Annotated in this window: 11 protein-coding genes; 5 read left to right on the top strand and 6 right to left on the bottom strand. The window is 69.8% G+C overall.

The features are described from left to right. Window positions 1–42 precede the first annotated feature (42 nt). The 5 genes from AC07PR_RS14625 to AC07PR_RS14605 all read left to right on the top strand — a co-directional run bounded on the left by AC07PR_RS14625 (window position 43) and on the right by AC07PR_RS14605 (window position 4,848). Window positions 43–939: a LysR substrate-binding domain-containing protein gene (locus AC07PR_RS14625; RefSeq protein WP_495135714.1), complete on the top strand. Its 897-nt coding sequence runs from the start codon at window positions 43–45 to the stop codon at window positions 937–939. 92 nt (window positions 940–1,031) lie between these two features. Then, window positions 1,032–1,382 (top strand): helix-turn-helix domain-containing protein, encoded by a 351-nt coding sequence (locus AC07PR_RS14620; RefSeq protein WP_495135713.1) that lies wholly within the window; start codon window positions 1,032–1,034, stop codon window positions 1,380–1,382. Between the two features lie 113 nt (window positions 1,383–1,495). Further along, complete coding sequence (locus tag AC07PR_RS14615; protein ID WP_495135712.1) at window positions 1,496–2,692, top strand: CaiB/BaiF CoA transferase family protein; 1,197 nt, start codon at window positions 1,496–1,498, stop codon at window positions 2,690–2,692. A gap of 115 nt (window positions 2,693–2,807) precedes the next feature. Beyond that, a complete protein-coding gene (locus AC07PR_RS14610) occupies window positions 2,808–3,749 on the top strand; it encodes a hydroxymethylglutaryl-CoA lyase (RefSeq protein WP_495135962.1) in 942 nt (313 codons plus the stop codon). 103 nt (window positions 3,750–3,852) lie between these two features. After that, window positions 3,853–4,848 (top strand): Bug family tripartite tricarboxylate transporter substrate binding protein, encoded by a 996-nt coding sequence (locus AC07PR_RS14605; protein ID WP_495135711.1) that lies wholly within the window; start codon window positions 3,853–3,855, stop codon window positions 4,846–4,848. Between the two features lie 54 nt (window positions 4,849–4,902). Here AC07PR_RS14605 and AC07PR_RS14600 read toward each other — a convergent pair whose 3' ends face one another. The 6 genes from AC07PR_RS14600 to urtA form a co-directional block, all read right to left on the bottom strand. Continuing rightward, window positions 4,903–10,584: a TcdA/TcdB pore-forming domain-containing protein gene (locus AC07PR_RS14600; protein WP_495135710.1), complete on the bottom strand. Its 5,682-nt coding sequence runs from the start codon at window positions 10,582–10,584 to the stop codon at window positions 4,903–4,905. A gap of 114 nt (window positions 10,585–10,698) precedes the next feature. Further along, window positions 10,699–11,403: an urea ABC transporter ATP-binding subunit UrtE gene (gene urtE, locus AC07PR_RS14595; protein WP_495135709.1), complete on the bottom strand. Its 705-nt coding sequence runs from the start codon at window positions 11,401–11,403 to the stop codon at window positions 10,699–10,701. A 134-nt stretch (window positions 11,404–11,537) separates the two neighbouring features. Continuing rightward, entirely contained in the window at window positions 11,538–12,374 is an 837-nt protein-coding gene (gene urtD, locus AC07PR_RS14590) for an urea ABC transporter ATP-binding protein UrtD (RefSeq protein ID WP_377156967.1), read from the bottom strand. Further along, window positions 12,371–13,624, bottom strand: coding sequence for an urea ABC transporter permease subunit UrtC (gene urtC / locus AC07PR_RS14585; protein WP_495135708.1), 1,254 nt, complete (start codon window positions 13,622–13,624; stop codon window positions 12,371–12,373). The genes urtD and urtC overlap by 4 nt, the downstream gene beginning before the upstream one ends. 18 nt (window positions 13,625–13,642) lie before the next feature. Then, complete coding sequence (gene urtB, locus AC07PR_RS14580) at window positions 13,643–15,241, bottom strand: urea ABC transporter permease subunit UrtB (RefSeq protein WP_495135707.1); 1,599 nt, start codon at window positions 15,239–15,241, stop codon at window positions 13,643–13,645. After that, entirely contained in the window at window positions 15,241–16,536 is a 1,296-nt protein-coding gene (gene urtA / locus AC07PR_RS14575; protein ID WP_377156961.1) for an urea ABC transporter substrate-binding protein, read from the bottom strand. The genes urtB and urtA overlap by 1 nt, the downstream gene beginning before the upstream one ends. Window positions 16,537–16,623 lie beyond the last annotated feature (87 nt).

Below are 16,623 nucleotides of genomic sequence, written 5' to 3'. Positions count from 1 at the left end.
GTCGCCCTCGCGGCGGCGGCGCGGACGGATACTCCCTCCGCCATGAACCTGCATCGCGTCGATCTCGTCTCGCTGTCGCTCTTCAGCCTGGTGGCCCGCACGGGCAGCATCAGCAAGGGGGCGGCGCTGGCCGCGCTGGCGGTCGGCGCGGCGAGCAAGCGCCTGAGCGACCTGGAGCATTCGCTCGGGACGACGCTGCTGGAGCGGCATTCGCGCGGCGTCACGCTGACGGCCGCGGGTCTGGCGCTGCAGCAGCACGCGCAGCGCATCCTCAGCGACGTGGACCAGATGACGGCCGACCTGTCCGACTATGCGTCGGGCCTGACCGGCGTCGTGCGGCTGTGGGCCAACACCTCGGCGGTGACGCAGTTCCTGCCGGCCCAGGTGTCGGCCTTCGTGCGCGACAACCCGCGCATCCGGATCGAGCTCGAGGAAGCCGACAGCCACGAGATCGTGGTCGCAGTGCTGGACGGCCGCGCGGACCTCGGCATCTTCGCGGATCGCACGCCGGCGCTGGGCCTGCACGTCCTGAACTACCGGCACGACCGGCTGGTGCTGGTCGCGCCGGCCGGGCATCCGCTGACGAAACGCAAGACCGTGCGGTGGGAGCAGGCCGTCGAACACGACTTCGTCACCTTGGCGAAGGCGACCTCCTTGCAGAAGCGCCTGGAGATGGAGACCGAGAAACTCGGCCGGCGCCTGAAGAACCGCATCCAGGTGCGCAGCTTCGACGCGATGTGCCGCATGGTCGCCGCGGGCATGGGCATCGCCGTGCTGCCGGACGTGGCGGTCGAGCCGCTGCTCAAGCCGCTGAACCTGCGGCGCGTCGGACTCGACGAGGGCTGGTCCGACCGCACGCTGCTCATCGGCGTGCGCGACCTCGATGCGCTGCCCAGGCATGTGCGGGTGTTCATCGATCATCTGTGCGAGAGCCGTTGAGAAGACTCGTGCCTGCAATCGGCAGCATCGTGCCGGTAGCGGCCTCGCGCCCAGTCAATCGGCAGAGTTTTGCTGCTTAAGGAATTTCATCTGTGCTCACCGATGACGAACTCGAAAAGGGCATTGGCGAGAAGATCCGATTGCTTCGTCTTCAACGCAACCTCGATCAGGCGACGGTGGCGGAGCGTTCGGGTATCAGCGTCCGAGCGCTGCGCAATCTCGAAAAGGGAGCTGGATCGACCTTACGCACATTGCTGGTGGTGATGCGTGTGCTGGGGCGCGAGTCGTGGTTCGACTCAATGGCGCCTCTGCCGACGATCAACCCGCTGACGCTGCCACGCAGGAAGAGTCAGCGGCAGCGGGCCACCGCAACCAAGGTGAAGCAAGCGCAGGAAGCGGTCAGGAAACTGAGGGTCAAGCGGCAGCTCGTCACCCTGATTTAGGGGGCAACCCCACCCCGCTTTCGCGATCCGTGAAAGCTGGCGCCGCCACTCCGTCATTCCCACCGGAGGCGGACCTTCCCAGAATCCGTCTCCATAAACAGGAGACATCGAGCATGGAAGGTCTGCAGGCCCTGCAAGGGTTGCGCATCGTCGAGATGGGGCAACTGATCGCCGGCCCGTTCGCCGGCAAGACGCTCGGCGACTTCGGCGCCGACGTCGTGAAGATCGAGGCGCCCGGCAGCGGCGACCCGCTGCGCAACTGGCGCATGATCCAGGACGGCACCTCCGTGTGGTGGCAGGTCCAGTCCCGCAACAAGCGCTCGATCGCGCTCGACCTCCGTCAGAAGGACGGCCAGGACATCGCCCGGCAACTGATTGCCGAAGCAGACGTGCTGATCGAGAACTTCCGCCCCGGCACGCTCGAAGGCTGGGGCATGTCCTACGAGGAACTCGCGAAGACCAACCCCGGCCTGATCATGCTGCGCATCAGCGGCTACGGTCAGACGGGGCCGTATCGCGACCTGCCGGGCTTCGGCGTGATCGGCGAAGCCATGGGCGGCCTGCGCCACCTGACCGGCGAACCCGGCCGCGTGCCGGTGCGCTGCGGCATCTCCATCGGCGACACGCTCGCCGCGCTGCACGGCACGATCGGCGTGCTGACCGCGCTCTACCACCGCAAGGTCAACGGCGGACGCGGCCAGGTCATCGACGTCGCGCTCACCGAAGCCGTGCTCAACGTGATGGAGAGCCTGGTCCCCGAGTACAGCGCCTTCGGCGCCGTGCGCGGTCCCGCCGGCTCGGCGTTGCCCGGCATCGCGCCGTCGAACGCCTATCCCTGCGCGGACGGCGTGGTGCTGATCGCGGGGAACGGCGATTCGATCTTCAAGCGGCTGATGCAGGTGATCGGCCGCGAGGACCTCGCCAACGACGAGGCGCTGGCCAACAACGCCGGTCGCGTGGCCCGCGTCGAGGAGATCGACGCCGCCATCGGCGCGTGGGCCGCGACGCGCAGCGTCGACGACGTGCTGGCGCCGCTCGCCGAGGCCAGCGTGCCCGCCGGGCGCGTGTACACGGCCAAGGACATCGTCGAGGACCCGCACTTCCGCGCCCGCGACATGATCATCAAACAGCAGACGCGCGACGGCCATGAGCTCGACGTGCCGGGCATCGTGCCCAAGCTGATGGGCACGCCCGGCGCCGTGCGTCGCGCCGCGCCGCGCCTGGGCGGCGACACCGACGAGGTGCTGCGCGAGATCGGCCTCACCGCCGAACAGATCGCCGCGCTCCGTGATCGCAAGATCGTTTCCTGAAGGCTCCGCGATGACTGCTTCCTCTTCCCCTTCCTCTGCTGCTTTCTCCGCTGCCACCGGCGCGGCAGCCCGCGCGCCGTCCGATGTCTGGACCGGCGCCGGCCGCCGCATCTTCATGCAGGACGTCGGCACCCGCGACGGCCTGCAGGCGGAGACGACCTTCGTGCCGACGGCCGAGAAGATCGCGCTGGTCGATGCGCTGTCCGACGCCGGCCTGGCCAAGGTGGAGGTCACTGCCTTCGTCTCCCCGAAGGCGATCCCCGTGCTGGCCGACGCGTCCGAGGTGATGGCCGGCATCGTCCGCAAGCCGGGCGTGATCTACACGGTGCTGGTTCCCAACGTCCGCGGCGCCGAACGCGCGATCGAGGCCCGGGCCGACGAACTCAACCTGGTGATGTCCGCCAGCGAGAGCCACAACCTGTCCAACCTGCGGATGACGCGCGAGCAGTCCTTCGCCGGCCTGGCCGAGGTCGCCGCGATGGCGCACCAGGCCGGCATCGCGGTGAACGTGTCGCTGTCGTGCTCGTTCGGCTGCCCGATGGAAGGCGACGTGCCGGTCGACACCGTGCTCGGCTGGTGCGGCCACTTCCTGGACGACCTCGGCGCGCGCGGCGTGACGCTGTGCGACACCACCGGCATGGCCTATCCGACGCAGGTCGTCGCGCTGGTGCGCGCCTTCCGCGAGCGCTGGCCCGAGGCCCAGCTCACGCTGCACTTCCACAACACGCGCGGCATGGGCCTGGCGAACGTGATCGCGGCGATCGACGCCGGCGCGGACCGCTTCGACGCGTCGCTCGGCGGCATCGGCGGTTGCCCGTATGCGCCCGGCGCGACCGGCAACGTCTGCACCGAGGAGATCGTCCATGCGCTGCAGTGCATGGGCTGCGACACCGGCGTCGACCTCGAACGCCTGATCGCCGCGGCCAAGCGCCTGCCGCCACTGATCGGCCACGCGGTGCCGAGCCAGATCGTCAGCGCCGGCCGCCGGCTGGACCTGCATCCGCGGCCGCGCGACTTCGACGCGATCCGCGAACGCGCGCTGGCCCGCGACGCCTGAGTTCCCACCCGCCGAACGGTCCCCTCAAAGTCTGACCCCGCACGACTTCCCGCTTCACCCCCAACGACAACGCCGCCACGAGCGGCTTCCCGGAGACAAGACCATGAACCGAATCCGCCGCCGCCTCGCCGTGGCCGCTCCCGCCTTCGCGCTGCTCGCGATCGCCGCTGCTGCGTTGGCACCGATGACCGCCGCGCACGCGCAGGCCTATCCGAACAAGCCGATCACCATGCTGGTCGGCGCCGCGCCCGGCGGCACCACGGACATCGCCGCGCGCATGCTGGCCGAGCCGCTGGGCAAGGCGCTGGGCCAGACCGTCGTGGTGGACAACCGCTCCGGCGCCAGCGGCGCGCTGGCCGCCGTCGCCACCAAGCGCGCGGAGCCGGACGGCTACACGATCCTGATGCAGTACTCCGGGTATCACGTGATCACGCCGCACATCCAGAAGGGCGCGTGGGAGCTGAAGGACCTGCGCCCGGTGGCCAACGTGCTGACCGCGCCGCAGCTGATCGTGCTGCGCGAGGGCGTGCCCGCGAAGACGACGGCCGAGCTGATCGCCTATGCGAAGAAGAACCCCGGCAAGCTGTCGTTCGCGTCCTCGGGCAACGGCTCGCTGCAGCACGTCACCGGCGTGATGCTGGAGCAGCAGGCCGGCATCCAGATGATCCACGTCCCGTACAAGGGCACGGGGCCGGCGCTGCAGGATCTGCTGGGCGGCCAGGTCGACCTGACCTTCGGCACGCCGCCGCCGTTCATGCCCTTCATCGCGGCGGGCAAGCTGCGCGCGGTCGCGGTGACGGGCAAGGAGCGCCTGTCCTCGCTGCCGGACGTGCCGACCGCCGCGCAGGCGGGGCTGCCCAACCTGGATGCGGGATCGTGGTTCGCGGTGTTCGCGCCGGTCAAGACGCCGCAGGCGGTGGTGGACCGCTTGACCAGCGAGATCCAGAAGATCATGGCCACGCCCGAGTTCAAGAAGAAGGCCGCCGAGCTCGGCGCCACTGCGGACTACATGAACCCGCAGCAGCTGCAGGCGCATTCGGACGCGGAGTTCCAGCGCTGGGGCAAGGTGATCTCGTCCGCCAAGATCCAGGCGGACTGATCCCACCCTGCCGCCGCTGCTGCCGCTACCGCAGCCGCGCCTGTTCCGACGACTTCAGCCGTGCTGCGGCACGAGCAGCGCCGACGATGACACCCGAGGCGCCGGCGGGAGGGTCAGGTCTGAAGTCCCTGGACGTCCTTCCGCCGGCATGCCGGCGATGAAGGCGTTCAAGCGGAGCGCCTGCAACCGGAAGGTCGCCGCGGTCACGTGACCGGTCTTGTCCATCGTCAGCCGGGGCACCCTGGCGCGCGGGTCGTCGTCGGTGGCGATGGACCAGTCGATCGAGCGTCCGGTCGAGCGGCCGACGTGCTCCTGTGCTGCAACCATGTCCAGCAGGTTGTCGTTGACGAGCTCGCCGAACGACCACGATCCATCGTCCTGGCGGATCCGCGTCAACAGCGCGCGGTCCGTGCGGGACGCCTCGGCGTCGCCGCCCGGCGCGTCGGGATCGAAGAACCACGGCAGACGTTGCTCGTCCCATCCGTCGCCCGATCGCGCGACGAGGTCGCCGCCGTCCCGCGCCAGCGACAGACGACGATCCCTGAGCGTCAGGATCGGGACGTCGAGACGCTCGGTGGGCAAGGCGAGTGCCGTCGAGATCGGGGTCGTCGTCGACATCGCGGCAGCCCCCGTCCCCGTCCCCGTCGCCGTTGCCGTTGCCGTTGCCGTTGCCGTTGCCGTCGCCGTCCCGGGAACGCGCCGGGAGATCGTCAACGCCGGATCGGGCATCAGCACGTGGCCGGAGGCGTGGCCCCCGACGAGCAGGGCGTCGCGGATGCGGATCAGGGGAGAAGCTGGCCGGGCGGCATCGAACACGAGCAGGTCCGGGCCGTTGTAGGCGGACCGGATGTCCGCGCCGGCCTCTTCGTCGAGGCGAAGGCGGCGAGGCGCTTCGTCGACCTCGGGCAGGACCACGGCCTCGTCGATGTCCCGCCTGCGCAGCGTCGACGAGAGGTCGATCTCGCGCCCGTCGCCCTGGATCAGCGTGCGGGAGAAGGGCTCGGGCGGTGTGGCGTCTCCGCGCCGGCGCGACTTCGGCGTCAGGTAGTCGTCGATCTCGATCAGCCGCCGCAGGTCCTCCGTGAACAGCGCCAGCGCGTCGGCGTTGGCGTCGTAGCGGTCCTGGACGCTGCCCCGGTCCACGCCTCTTGGGGAATCGCCGTTGTCGATCACGATGTCCACGCCGGCGCGGCGCAGGCGGAACACGAAGTCGCGCGACTGCGCCGGGGTGTCGCCGAGAGGCACCCACGGTCGACCACCGTCCATCGCCTGCGCGGTGAAGCGCTTCAGATCGGTGAGCAGCGTCCTGCGCTCGGCACGCTGCAAGGCGCCTCGATCCGGCGAAGGCTGGAATGGCGCGTGGCTGACGGATGACACGCCTCGGTCGTCGCCCGCCGTCGTCGTCCGGTGCCAACGCGCGGTTCGGCCGCGGCCTGTGGCGGTGGGAGCAGCAGCGGGAGCGAGCGAGGGCGCGGGGTCGTGGATCCAGAGCGTCTGATCGCCCTGCAGGACCGCATGACCGCTCTTGAGATCGACGTAGCCGCCGAGCGGCGCGCGGCGGCTCGCGCCCGCCAGTGCCAGGTCTTGCGGCAGACCCGGCGTGGAGCGCACGTCATCGCCGGGGATCGACGCGTCGACCGCGTCGGTCTGAGCCGTCAGCAGCACCAGCCCCTCATCCCGTCGTGGCAGGACTTGCGCGGTCAACCCGCCCTCCAGGAGGCGATGGCCCAACGCGTCGAGGTGGGTTCGAACCTCTGCCGCCGGATCGATGTCGTAAGGCGAATAACCGAGATCGACCACCAGCGCGGCCCGCTTCCGACCCAGGTCCAGCCACACGCCCAGTTCGGGCTGCCGGGGGTCGACCACGGTCACGGGCGTGCGTGGCATCGACTCGAACCGGATCGTCTGTCCGTTGAGCCTGAAGCCGATGGCGGCACTCTCGCCCTCGCTCTCGCCCTCGCTCTCGCCCTCGCCCTCGCCCTCGCCCTCGCCCTCGCCCTCGCCCTCGCCCTTACCCGCACGCTTGCCCGGGCCATGGCCGTCGAGGAACTCGAAGGCCTTGCCCCCGGCGCTCAACGCGCCGTCGAGCAGCACGGTCCACGATTCGCCGGGCCGCGCGGACGGGACGATCGTCACCGGGTTGCGGACCGTGCCGTCGGCGGGCAGCATCAGCACGACCTGACCCCCGCCGCCGATCAGCCGGCAGTCCACCAGCGACTGGTCCAGCGGGTGGATGCCGCGATCCGGTTCTCCGTCGTGGTTCCTGAAGGTGAAGCGCGCGTCGTCCAGGCCGGCGCGACCCGGCAGCGCGAGCAGTCGCGCCTGCTGGTCGAGTACGACCGTGAGCGCGCTCTTCCGGTACGCGTAGCGCCACACATCGGCGGACTTGGCCATGCTGCTGGAGGTGACGTAGTCGCCGACGAACTGCCCGCCGCTGCGACGCTCCATCCGGTCCAGCCGCGCATCGCCGAGGACGGAGAAATCGCCGCCGGCGCGGCTGTTGGAATAGGCCTCGAAGTCGATGTCCACCGCGGGGCTGGTCGCCAGCACCAGGATGCGGGACGGATCCCGTTGCTCCCCGGTGAGCGCGGCCACCGGACGGATCGCGCGTCCCGGCTTCCACAGCAGGGACCACAGATCCAAGTCCATCCCTTCGCGCGACTTGGCGAATTGGGCGTCGGACCCGTCGTTGATCTTCCAGTCATGCGCATGGCCGCCGGACGTGTAGAGACCGGAGAGATGGACCGAGGTCTCCCCAATGGTGGCGTCGTCGAAGCCGACCTCGCCCTTGACGAAGTCGATGCGGTTCACCGGCGCCCAGCCGGCGACGGCCAGGAACTGCCGGTCGCCGCCGCTGCCACCGCCGCTGTTGCTGTCGCTGCTGCTGCTGCTGCTGCCGGCGGGCAGCGACCGGAGCGGCGTGTCGTACCCCTCGTCGATCCCGTGCAGGGGTTGCAGATTGAAGTTGAGCCGCTCCTCCTCTTCGGCGACGGCTCGCACCAGGCCGGTGACGCCGATCGCGATGCCCGCGAGCGGCACGGCCAGTTCCCTCAGGCCGGTGGACAGCAGGGTGAAGCCGGCCAGGGCCGCGATGGCGCTGGCGCCCAGGAGGCCCAGTCCGGCGATGTCGAAACCCAGCTGCGTGCCCGCGACGCCGATCGCGGACGCCCGTCCCGAGGCGATCGCATCGACCAGGTTCTTGATGTCCAGGCCGACGACACCGGCCTGGAGCACCGAGCCCAGTCCGCGCAAGCCCTTGGTCAGCAGCGCCGTGGCCTGGGAGAGACCCGAGACGACGGCCGCGTCCGTGCTCTGCATCGTCGTGCGGATCATGTGCGCCAGCGTCGCGGCATCCGCCCCCAGGAAGGCCGCCCCCTGCGTCATCCCGAGGTAGGTGACGGCCGCCTGGTAAGGGGATTCCGCCGGTGAGGTCCGCGAGAGCTGGCTCAGCGCCAGCGCGAGCAGTCCCACATTGAGGCCGTCGGGCGCCTGGGCGCCGACGGGTTCCGTGGACATCGCGCGGGCCGTCTCGGCCGGCATCTCGTCGAGCAGCATGGACAGCTGCCGCAGGTAGGCGTCCACGAGCCGCGCCTCGGCCGCATCGTCGACCGGTATCGCCGCGGTCGCGCCGGTCGACTCGTCGAAGAAGCTCAGCGTCGAAGCGGCGGCGTCGGGCGTCGCGGGCAGCAGGTGATGGCGCGCGGTGGGACGCAGGCGCTCGATGACGCGTCCTGCCGCGCCGAGGATGGTGCAGCGCTCGAGGCTGATCGCCGACGCTTCCCGATAGACCGTGTCCGCCGGTCGCTGACCGGGGGCGGCCGGGTACTTGTCGCGGCGCGCGATCCGACCGGTCGTCGGATCGCGCGTGTAGATCCAGGTCTTGCCAGGGGCATGGCGTTCCTCGGCGGCGCCGAGGAAGCGCATCGTGACCCGGGGCACGTCCGGACGCAACAGCGGCGCCATCCACCAGTCCCATCGGTTCAGGACGAACCCCAGCAGCTCCGAGTAGGCGGTCACCTGTGCGTCGCCGGTCAGCAGGCCTTGCTCGACGCCGGCCTCCAGGAAGCGCTCGGCGAACGATCCAGGGGCGGCCCGGCTGACGAGCGCGCAGGACCGCAAGGTCACCTGGCTCGCGGTCCGGCTGATCCCCAGCTCGCGCAACGCCGTCTTCACCCGGTCGATGAGCGCCGCGGGGGCGTAGTGTTCGAACTCGAGCGCCCCCGTGTCGCTCAGGCTGTCGTGGCCTTCGATCTCGAGCTTCACCCGCGTGTCCGAGGTGAGGCGTGACAGCAGGGCCTCGCCGCCGACGATGCGCTGATGGCCGTGGCGATCGATCTGGACCCAGACGGCCTCGTCCGGGTAGCGGTATCGCTCGAGCGCCAGGTTCGAGCTGTCCGCGCTCATCTGGAGGAACAGGCGCAGCTGCCGCACCTCCGTCGCACGGATGCGCGGCTCGAAGAACCGGTACGCGTTGCCGTCCCACCATTGGTCGATCGTCGAGTGCGTGGACGGCCGCTCGATGACCGTCGTCACGCTCCGTGCCTCCTTGATGGCGTCGAGGTCCGGGATCCATGCGCCGCGGCGGGATCGGGTGGCGACGGGCAGTTCTCCGACCAGGATGTCATCGCCCTTGAGCGTGACGGCGAGCCGATTCGTGACCCCCTCCTGGAACAGGCGGACCAGTACGAAATCGCGGAGCAGCCGGAACTGCCGGTCCTGGCTGGCGATGTCTTCGGTGGAAGCGGTCGCCGGCAGCGGATCGACGTGGAGGGTCGCCCGGGATCCATGGCGGTCGGGCTGGAACACCCAGGACCCGCGCTCGCGGTCGGACGGCGTGGGTCCGGGTTCAGGCACGCTCTGTGCGCTCCACGGGGCCGGGGTGTCCTGGGCGACCTGCCCGGCGGGGCGGTCCGTCCCTGCGGCCTGGAGGGCCCTGATGAGCGCGCGATCTTCCGGCGTCCGAGGCGAGGCGGGCGTCGGGCCGGGGGAGACGAACCGGGTCGCGGGCACCAGTCCGCGGCGCACCAGGCGCTCCTGCGCCGAGACGACGTCGCGGATCGCCTCGAACGCGGGCGATTGCCGCGACGCCTCCGTCCGCCACAGGGTGCGCGCGTGGCTCATGTCGACCTTGAGCGGCTGCTCGCAGAGCAGCGCCTTCAGCGCCTGCAATCGCGCGCGCACACCGATCGTGGTCCCGGCGGGGCTGGCGGACCGCGCTGAGGCCAGAGCCACGTCGAGCAGCTTCAGCAGCAGGCCTTCCGAGAGCGGCAGCACGACCTCGGTCGCCTTGGCAGGGGCGGGCGAGAGGCCGTTGTCGGAGGTGAAGCGGCACAGGCGTGGCGGCTCGCCGGGATCCTGGCCCAGCTGGAGCATGCTGCCCAGCCCCTGCGCGGCGTCGGCGATGCCCGAGAAATCGGCGGTGCGAACCGCCGTCAGGATCGACTCGACCATGCCCGACAGCATCGACGTCCACATGCCTTGCAGCTGGGCGAGCGAGAGACCCTTGCGGGGCAGGGCGTCCACGACGACGTCCACCGCCCACGCCGTGAGGGCGTCTTTCGTGCCGGCGGCGAACTGGATGTCGCCGGACGGTGATCCGCCCACGCGGGGCGGAAGCTCGCGCACGAACAGTGTCAGCAAGCCGTGATGCGGATCCAGCGCGTCATCGACCCGGGATCGGTCGACGGGTTGCAGGCGAGGCAGGGTGTTGAAGAGAGCGGGGTCGAAGAGGGGCATGGCGGGAGGCTCGGCGGTGGAACCTCCCTAGTGGCGTGGCGCGTGCCAGGTCTTGCCCTGGACGCTCGAAACTCTTCTCGAAAATTTCTGCCGCTGCCGCGGATCCCGCAGGCCTCAGATCGCCACCAAGCCTCGGATCTCCGGCGTCTGCATGTCCGCGTTGTCCCCGCGCGCGATCACGCTGCCGCGTTCGAGCACCAGGAATTCGTCGGCGAGTTCCGCTGCGAAGTCGTAGTACTGCTCGCACAGCAGGATCGCGACGGGGTGGCCGTCGAGTCCCTCGTCGGCCAGGCGCCGGATGACGCGGCCGATGTCCTTGATGATGCTCGGCTGGATGCCCTCGGTCGGTTCGTCCAGGATCAGCAGCCGCGGCGACGCCGCCAGCGCCCGCGCGATCGCGAGCTGCTGTTGCTGGCCGCCGGACAGGTCGCCCCCGCGCCGCTTGAGCATCTGCTTCAGCACGGGAAACAGCCCGTACAAGTGCTCCGGGATTGGCGTGCCGCCCGGCTTGCTCGCCAGACCCATGCGCAGGTTCTCCTCGACCGTCAGCCGCGCAAAGATCTCGCGCCCCTGCGGCACGTAGCCGATGCCCGAGCGCGCGCGCTGGTAGGGCGTCGCGCGCGTGATGTCCGCGCCGGCCAGCATGACGCTGCCCGCGCGGATCGGCACCAGGCCCATCAGGCTCTTCAGCAGGCTGGTCTTGCCCACGCCGTTGCGCCCCAGCAGCACGGTGATCCGCCCCGGCGAGGCGCTCACCGACACGTCGCGCAGGATGTGCGAGCCGCCGTAGTACTGATGAATGGACTCAGCGGTGAGCATGGCAAGTCATCTCGAAGTTGTCGTCGTGGTGGATCCGCGCCGATGAAAACCCAGCGGACCCCATGGAACGGGCTCCGCCGGGCCATCGGGGTCGCCCCCTTGAGGGGGCCGGCGAAGCCGGTAGGGGGAGGGCCTTACCTCCCAAGATACACCTCGATCACGCGTTCGTCGGCTTGCACTTGAGCGAGCGTGCCCTCGGCCAACACTGAGCCTTCGGCCAGCACCGTCACCTTCTCCGCAATGCGGTCGACGAACCCCATGTCGTGCTCGACGACGATGATGCTGTGCTTGCCCTTCAGCGTCAGGATCAGCTCCGCCGTGCGTTCGGTCTCCTGGTCGGTCATGCCGGCCACGGGCTCGTCGAGCAGCAGCAGCTTCGGATCCTGCACCAGCAGCATGCCGATCTCCAGCCACTGCTTCTGCCCGTGGCTCAGCAGCCCCGCGGGGCGCGTCATCTGATCCTGCAGGCGGATCAGCGTCAGCACCTCCGCCAGCCGGTCCTTCTGCGCGCCGCTCAACACGCCCCACAAGGACGCCCGCAGCGCGCGCGAGCCCTGCAGCGCGAGCTCGAGGTTCTCGTAGACGCTGAGCGCCTCGAACACCGTCGGGCGCTGGAACTTGCGGCCGATGCCGAGCTGCGCGATCTCGGCCTCGCTGTGGCGCAGCAGGTTGATCGTGCCGCCGAAGAACACGGTGCCGGTATCGGGCCGGGTCTTGCCGGTGATGATGTCCATCATCGTCGTCTTGCCCGCGCCGTTCGGGCCGATGATGCAACGCAGCTCGCCGGGCGCGATGTCGATGGACAGGCCGTTGATGGCGCGGAAGCCGTCGAAGCTGACGAACACGTCTTCCAGGTACAGGATGCGGCCGTGCGCCAGGTCCAGCTGGCCCGGCAGCACGACGCGACCGTAGCCGGGGCCGCTCGCGGCGCGCAGGCGCTCGGCGCCCTGTTCGAGCAGGTCGGGGTTCATGGCGTCGTCTCCTCGGCACCGTCGACGGGCCGGCCGTCGGTCTTCTTCCCGAACTTGCGCTTGACCAGCCCCGCGATGCCGTCCGGCATGAACAGCGTGACCGCGACGAACAGCGCGCCCAGCAGGTACAGCCAGCATTCCGGCGCGAACTGCGTCAGCCAGCTCTTGGCGCCGTTCACCGCGAAGGCGCCGACGATCGGCCCCACGAGCGTGCCGCGTCCGCCGACCGCCGCCCAGATGGCGATCTCAATCGAATTGGCGACGCTCATCTCGCCGGGGTTGATGATGCCGACCTGCGGCACGTACAGCGCGCCGGCCAGGCCGCAGATCAGCGCCGACAGCACCCACGCGGCCAGCTTGTAGGGCAGCGGCGAATAGCCGCAGAACATCAGCCGCGACTCCGCGTCGCGCACCGCGCTGAGCACGCGGCCGAACTTCGCGCGCGTCAGCCAGCGCAGGCCGAGGTAGCAGCCCACCAGCGCCACGGCGCTCAGCACGAACAGCGTCATCCGCATGCCCGGCGTCGTGATCGACAGGCCCAGCAGCCGCTTGAAGTCGGTGAAGCCGTTGTTGCCGCCGAAGCCGCTCTCGTTGCGGAAGAAGAACAGCATCGCGGCGTAGGTCATCGCCTGCGTGATGATCGAGAAGTACACGCCCTTGATGCGCGAGCGGAACGCGAAGAAGCCGAAGACGAAGGCGATGCCGCCCGGCACCAGCAGCACCAGCAGCATCGTGGCCAGGAAGCTGTCGCTGAAGGCCCAGTGCCAGGGCAGCTCCTTCCAGTCGAGGAAGACCATGAAGTCCGGCAGCGTGCTGCGGTACTGGCCGTCGGTGCCGATCTGGCGCATCAGGTACATGCCCATCGCGTAGCCGCCCAGCGCGAAGTACAGCCCGTGGCCCAGCGACAGGATGCCGGCGAAACCCCAGATCAGGTCCATCGCCAGCGCGCACATCGCGTAGCAGCAGAACTTGCCGAGCAGGCTGATCCAGTAGCCGTCCACATGCAGCGGATGGCCGGCCGGTACGAGCAGGTTCAGCGACGGCAGCAGCACGCAGGCGACGGTCAACGCGGCCAGCACGGCGACCCAGCCGGCGCCGCTCAGCAGGGCGGGGCGCTGCGGCAGCAGCAGGGCGGCGTGAGGGGCCGCCTGCGGCGCGGCCGGTGCGGTCGGCGCGGTCGGCGATATGGCGGACGCCGCGGTGGCGGAGACCGCGGGCGGTGGGGTGGAAGCGGGAGAGGTCGCGGTCATGAGGGGATCCCTGCGCATTCAGGACTCCTGCGCGCGGCCCTTGACCGCGAACAGGCCCTGCGGCCGCTTCTGGATGAAGACGATGATGAACAGCAGCACGGCGATCTTGGCCAGCACCGCGCCGACGACGCCTTCGAGCGCCTTGTTGGCCAGGCCCAGGCCGAGCGCCGCCAGCACCGTGCCGGCGAGCTGGCCGACGCCGCCCAGCACCACCACCATGAAGGCGTCGACGATGTAGCTCTGGCCCAGGTCCGGGCCGACGTTGCCGACCTGGCTCAGCGCGCAGCCGGCCAGGCCCGCGAGGCCCGAGCCGAGCGCGAAGGCGTAGGTGTCCACGCGCGCGGTAGGCACGCCCATGCAGGAGGCGATGGGGCGGTTCTGCGTGACGGCGCGGACGAACAGGCCGAGCCGCGTGCGCGCGATCAGCAGCGACATGCCGCCGAGCACCACGAGCGCGAAGACGATGATCACGAGCCGGTTCGCCGGCAGTGCGAGCCCTGGCAGCAGCGCGAGCGAGCCGCCCATCCACGACGGGCTTTCCACCGCGACGTTCTGCGCGCCGAAGAGCGAGCGCACCGCCTGCATCAGCACCAGGCTCAGGCCCCAGGTGGCGAGCAGCGTTTCCAGCGGCCGGCCGTAGAGCCAGCGGATCACGGTGCGTTCCAGCGCCGCGCCGACCAGCGCCGACGCGAGGAAGGCGGCGGGCATCGCGACGAGGAGGTAGGCGTCGAACCAGCCCGGCAGCCATTGGCGGAAGGCGACCTGCACCAGGTAGGTCGCGTAGGCGCCGATCATCATCAGCTCGCCGTGCGCCATGTTGATGACGCCCATCAGGCCGTAGGTGATGGCCAGGCCCAGCGCGACCAGCAGCAGGATGCTGGCCAGGCTGATGCCGGTGAACAGCGCGCCCAGGCGTTCGCCCCAGGCGAGGGTGTCCTCGACGGCGCGCAGCGAGCGCTGCAAGGCGCGCTTGACCTCGGGGTCCTGTTCGTCGGACAGGCGTTGGTTGAGCAGCAGCCGCGTCTCGGGGCTGTGCGATTCGCCGAGCAACTTCGCGGCGGCGAGGCGCTTGGCGGCGTCGGGGCTCGCGGCCAGCGCTGCCGCGCGGGCGAGCTTCAAGGCGTCGAGGACGGTGGCGTCCTGCTCCTTCGTGATGGCGGTCTCCAGCAGCGCGACGCGCGCGTCGTCGCCGCCGGCTTCCATCAGCGCCTTCGCGGCGGCGAGGCGTTCGGCCTTGTCCGCGCTCGACAGGCGCAGCCCGGCGAGCGCGCCATCGAGCTCACCGCGCAGCCGGTTGTTGAGCATCACGTCCTCGAGCGCGGCTTGCGCGTCCGGTGTCAGCGTCACCGATGCGCCGGTCGCGGCGTCGACGACGCCGGCGTCGGTCGTGATCAGCACGCGCTGATCACGACCGAGCTTCACGCGCTCGTCGGACAGCGCCTGCAGCAGCACCGCGGTGCGTGCGTCGGGTGCCGCGACGAGCTTGCCGAGCGCGGCGATGCGGTCATCGGTCTCGCCCTGCGCGACGGACAGCGCCTGCGGCTGCGTCAGCGCCTGCGCCAGGGGCGCGAGGCCGCACAACGCCAGGATCCATCCGAGGAGCAGGGCGCGCCGCATCACTTCTTCGCCGGCTCGTCGGGCTTGCCTTCATTGCCCGCGATGTACGGGCTCCACGGCTTGGCCTTGACCGGGGCGGGCGTCTTCCACACCACGTTGAACTGCCCGTCCGCGCGGATCTCGCCGATGAACACCGACTTGTGCAGGTGGTGGTTCTTCTCGTCCATCTTGGACGTGATGCCCGACGGCGCGCTGAAGGTCTGGCCGGCCATCGCGGCGATCACCTTGTCGGTGTCCGTCGACTTGGCTTTCTCCACCGCCTGCTTCCACATGTTGATGCCGATGTAGGTGGCCTCCATCGGGTCGTTGGTCAGCGGCTTGTCCTTGTGGCCCGGCAGGTTCTTGGCCTTCGCATAGGTCGACCACTTCTTGATGAACGCATCGTTGGTCGGGTTCTTGATCGACATGAAGTAGTTCCACGCCGCCAGGTGGCCGACCAGCGGCTTGGTGTCGACGCCGCGCAGCTCTTCCTCGCCGACGGAGAAGGCCACCACCGGCACGTCCTTGGCCTTCAGGCCGGCGTTGCCCAGTTCCTTGTAGAACGGCACGTTGGAATCGCCGTTGATCGTCGAGACCACCGCCGTCTTGCCGCCGGCCGAGAACTTCTTGATGTCGGCGACGATGGTCTGGTAGTCGCTGTGGCCGAAGGGGGTGTACTTCTCGTCGATGTCGCTGTCCTTCACGCCCTTGCTCTTCAGGTAGGCGCGCAGGATCTTGTTGGTGGTGCGGGGGTAGACGTAGTCGGTGCCCAGCAGCACCCAGCGCTTGGCGCCGCCGCCGTCCTTGCTCATCAGGTAGTCGACGGCCGGGATCGCCTGCTGGTTGGGCGCCGCGCCCGTGTAGAACACGTTCTTGCTGAGTTCCTCGCCCTCGTACTGCACGGGGTAGAAGAGCAGGCCGTTGAGCTCCTCGACCACCGGCAGCACCGACTTGCGCGACACCGAGGTCCAGCAGCCGAAGATCACCGCGACCTTGTCCTGGGTCAGCAGCTGGCGGGTCTTCTCGGCGAACAGCGGCCAGTTGGAGGCCGGGTCGACGATCACCGGCTCCAGCTTCTTGCCCAGCACGCCGCCCTTGGCGTTGATCTCGTCGATGGCCATCAGGACGGTGTCCTTGAGCACGGTTTCCGAGATCGCCATCGTGCCCGACAGGCTGTGCAGCACGCCGACCTTGATGGTGTCGGCGGCGAAGGCGGGCAGGGCGGCCAGGTTCAGGCCGGTCAGCGCGCCGGCGACGGCCAGGGTCTTGAGCGCGTGGCGGCGCTGGGGACGGGAGGATTTCGGATGCGAGGACATGGGGAGCTCCGGTGGAGGAAGGAAGACTTCGGATGGACTTCGCAGGACTTCGGGAAGTGAGCGGATGCTAGGAAGGAGGGGACGCGG

The sequence above is a fragment of the Roseateles sp. GW821-FHT09H11 genome (genome assembly GCF_059415845.1).
This window is presented reverse-complemented; position numbering and strand designations above follow the sequence as displayed.

What these genes read in the sequence shown, in the direction of transcription:
- AC07PR_RS14605 (WP_495135711.1), top strand. Translation starts at nt 3,853, where the DNA reads ATGAACCGAATCCGCCGCCGCCTCGCCGTGGCCGCTCCCGCCTTCGCG.
- urtD (WP_377156967.1), bottom strand. Translation starts at nt 12,374, where the DNA reads ATGAACCCCGACCTGCTCGAACAGGGCGCCGAGCGCCTGCGCGCCGCG.
- urtB (WP_495135707.1), bottom strand. Translation starts at nt 15,241, where the DNA reads ATGCGGCGCGCCCTGCTCCTCGGATGGATCCTGGCGTTGTGCGGCCTC.
- urtC (WP_495135708.1), bottom strand. Translation starts at nt 13,624, where the DNA reads ATGACCGCGACCTCTCCCGCTTCCACCCCACCGCCCGCGGTCTCCGCC.
- AC07PR_RS14625 (WP_495135714.1), top strand. Translation starts at nt 43, where the DNA reads ATGAACCTGCATCGCGTCGATCTCGTCTCGCTGTCGCTCTTCAGCCTG.
- AC07PR_RS14610 (WP_495135962.1), top strand. Translation starts at nt 2,808, where the DNA reads ATGCAGGACGTCGGCACCCGCGACGGCCTGCAGGCGGAGACGACCTTC.
- urtA (WP_377156961.1), bottom strand. Translation starts at nt 16,536, where the DNA reads ATGTCCTCGCATCCGAAATCCTCCCGTCCCCAGCGCCGCCACGCGCTC.
- urtE (WP_495135709.1), bottom strand. Translation starts at nt 11,403, where the DNA reads ATGCTCACCGCTGAGTCCATTCATCAGTACTACGGCGGCTCGCACATC.
- AC07PR_RS14600 (WP_495135710.1), bottom strand. Translation starts at nt 10,584, where the DNA reads ATGCCCCTCTTCGACCCCGCTCTCTTCAACACCCTGCCTCGCCTGCAA.
- AC07PR_RS14615 (WP_495135712.1), top strand. Translation starts at nt 1,496, where the DNA reads ATGGAAGGTCTGCAGGCCCTGCAAGGGTTGCGCATCGTCGAGATGGGG.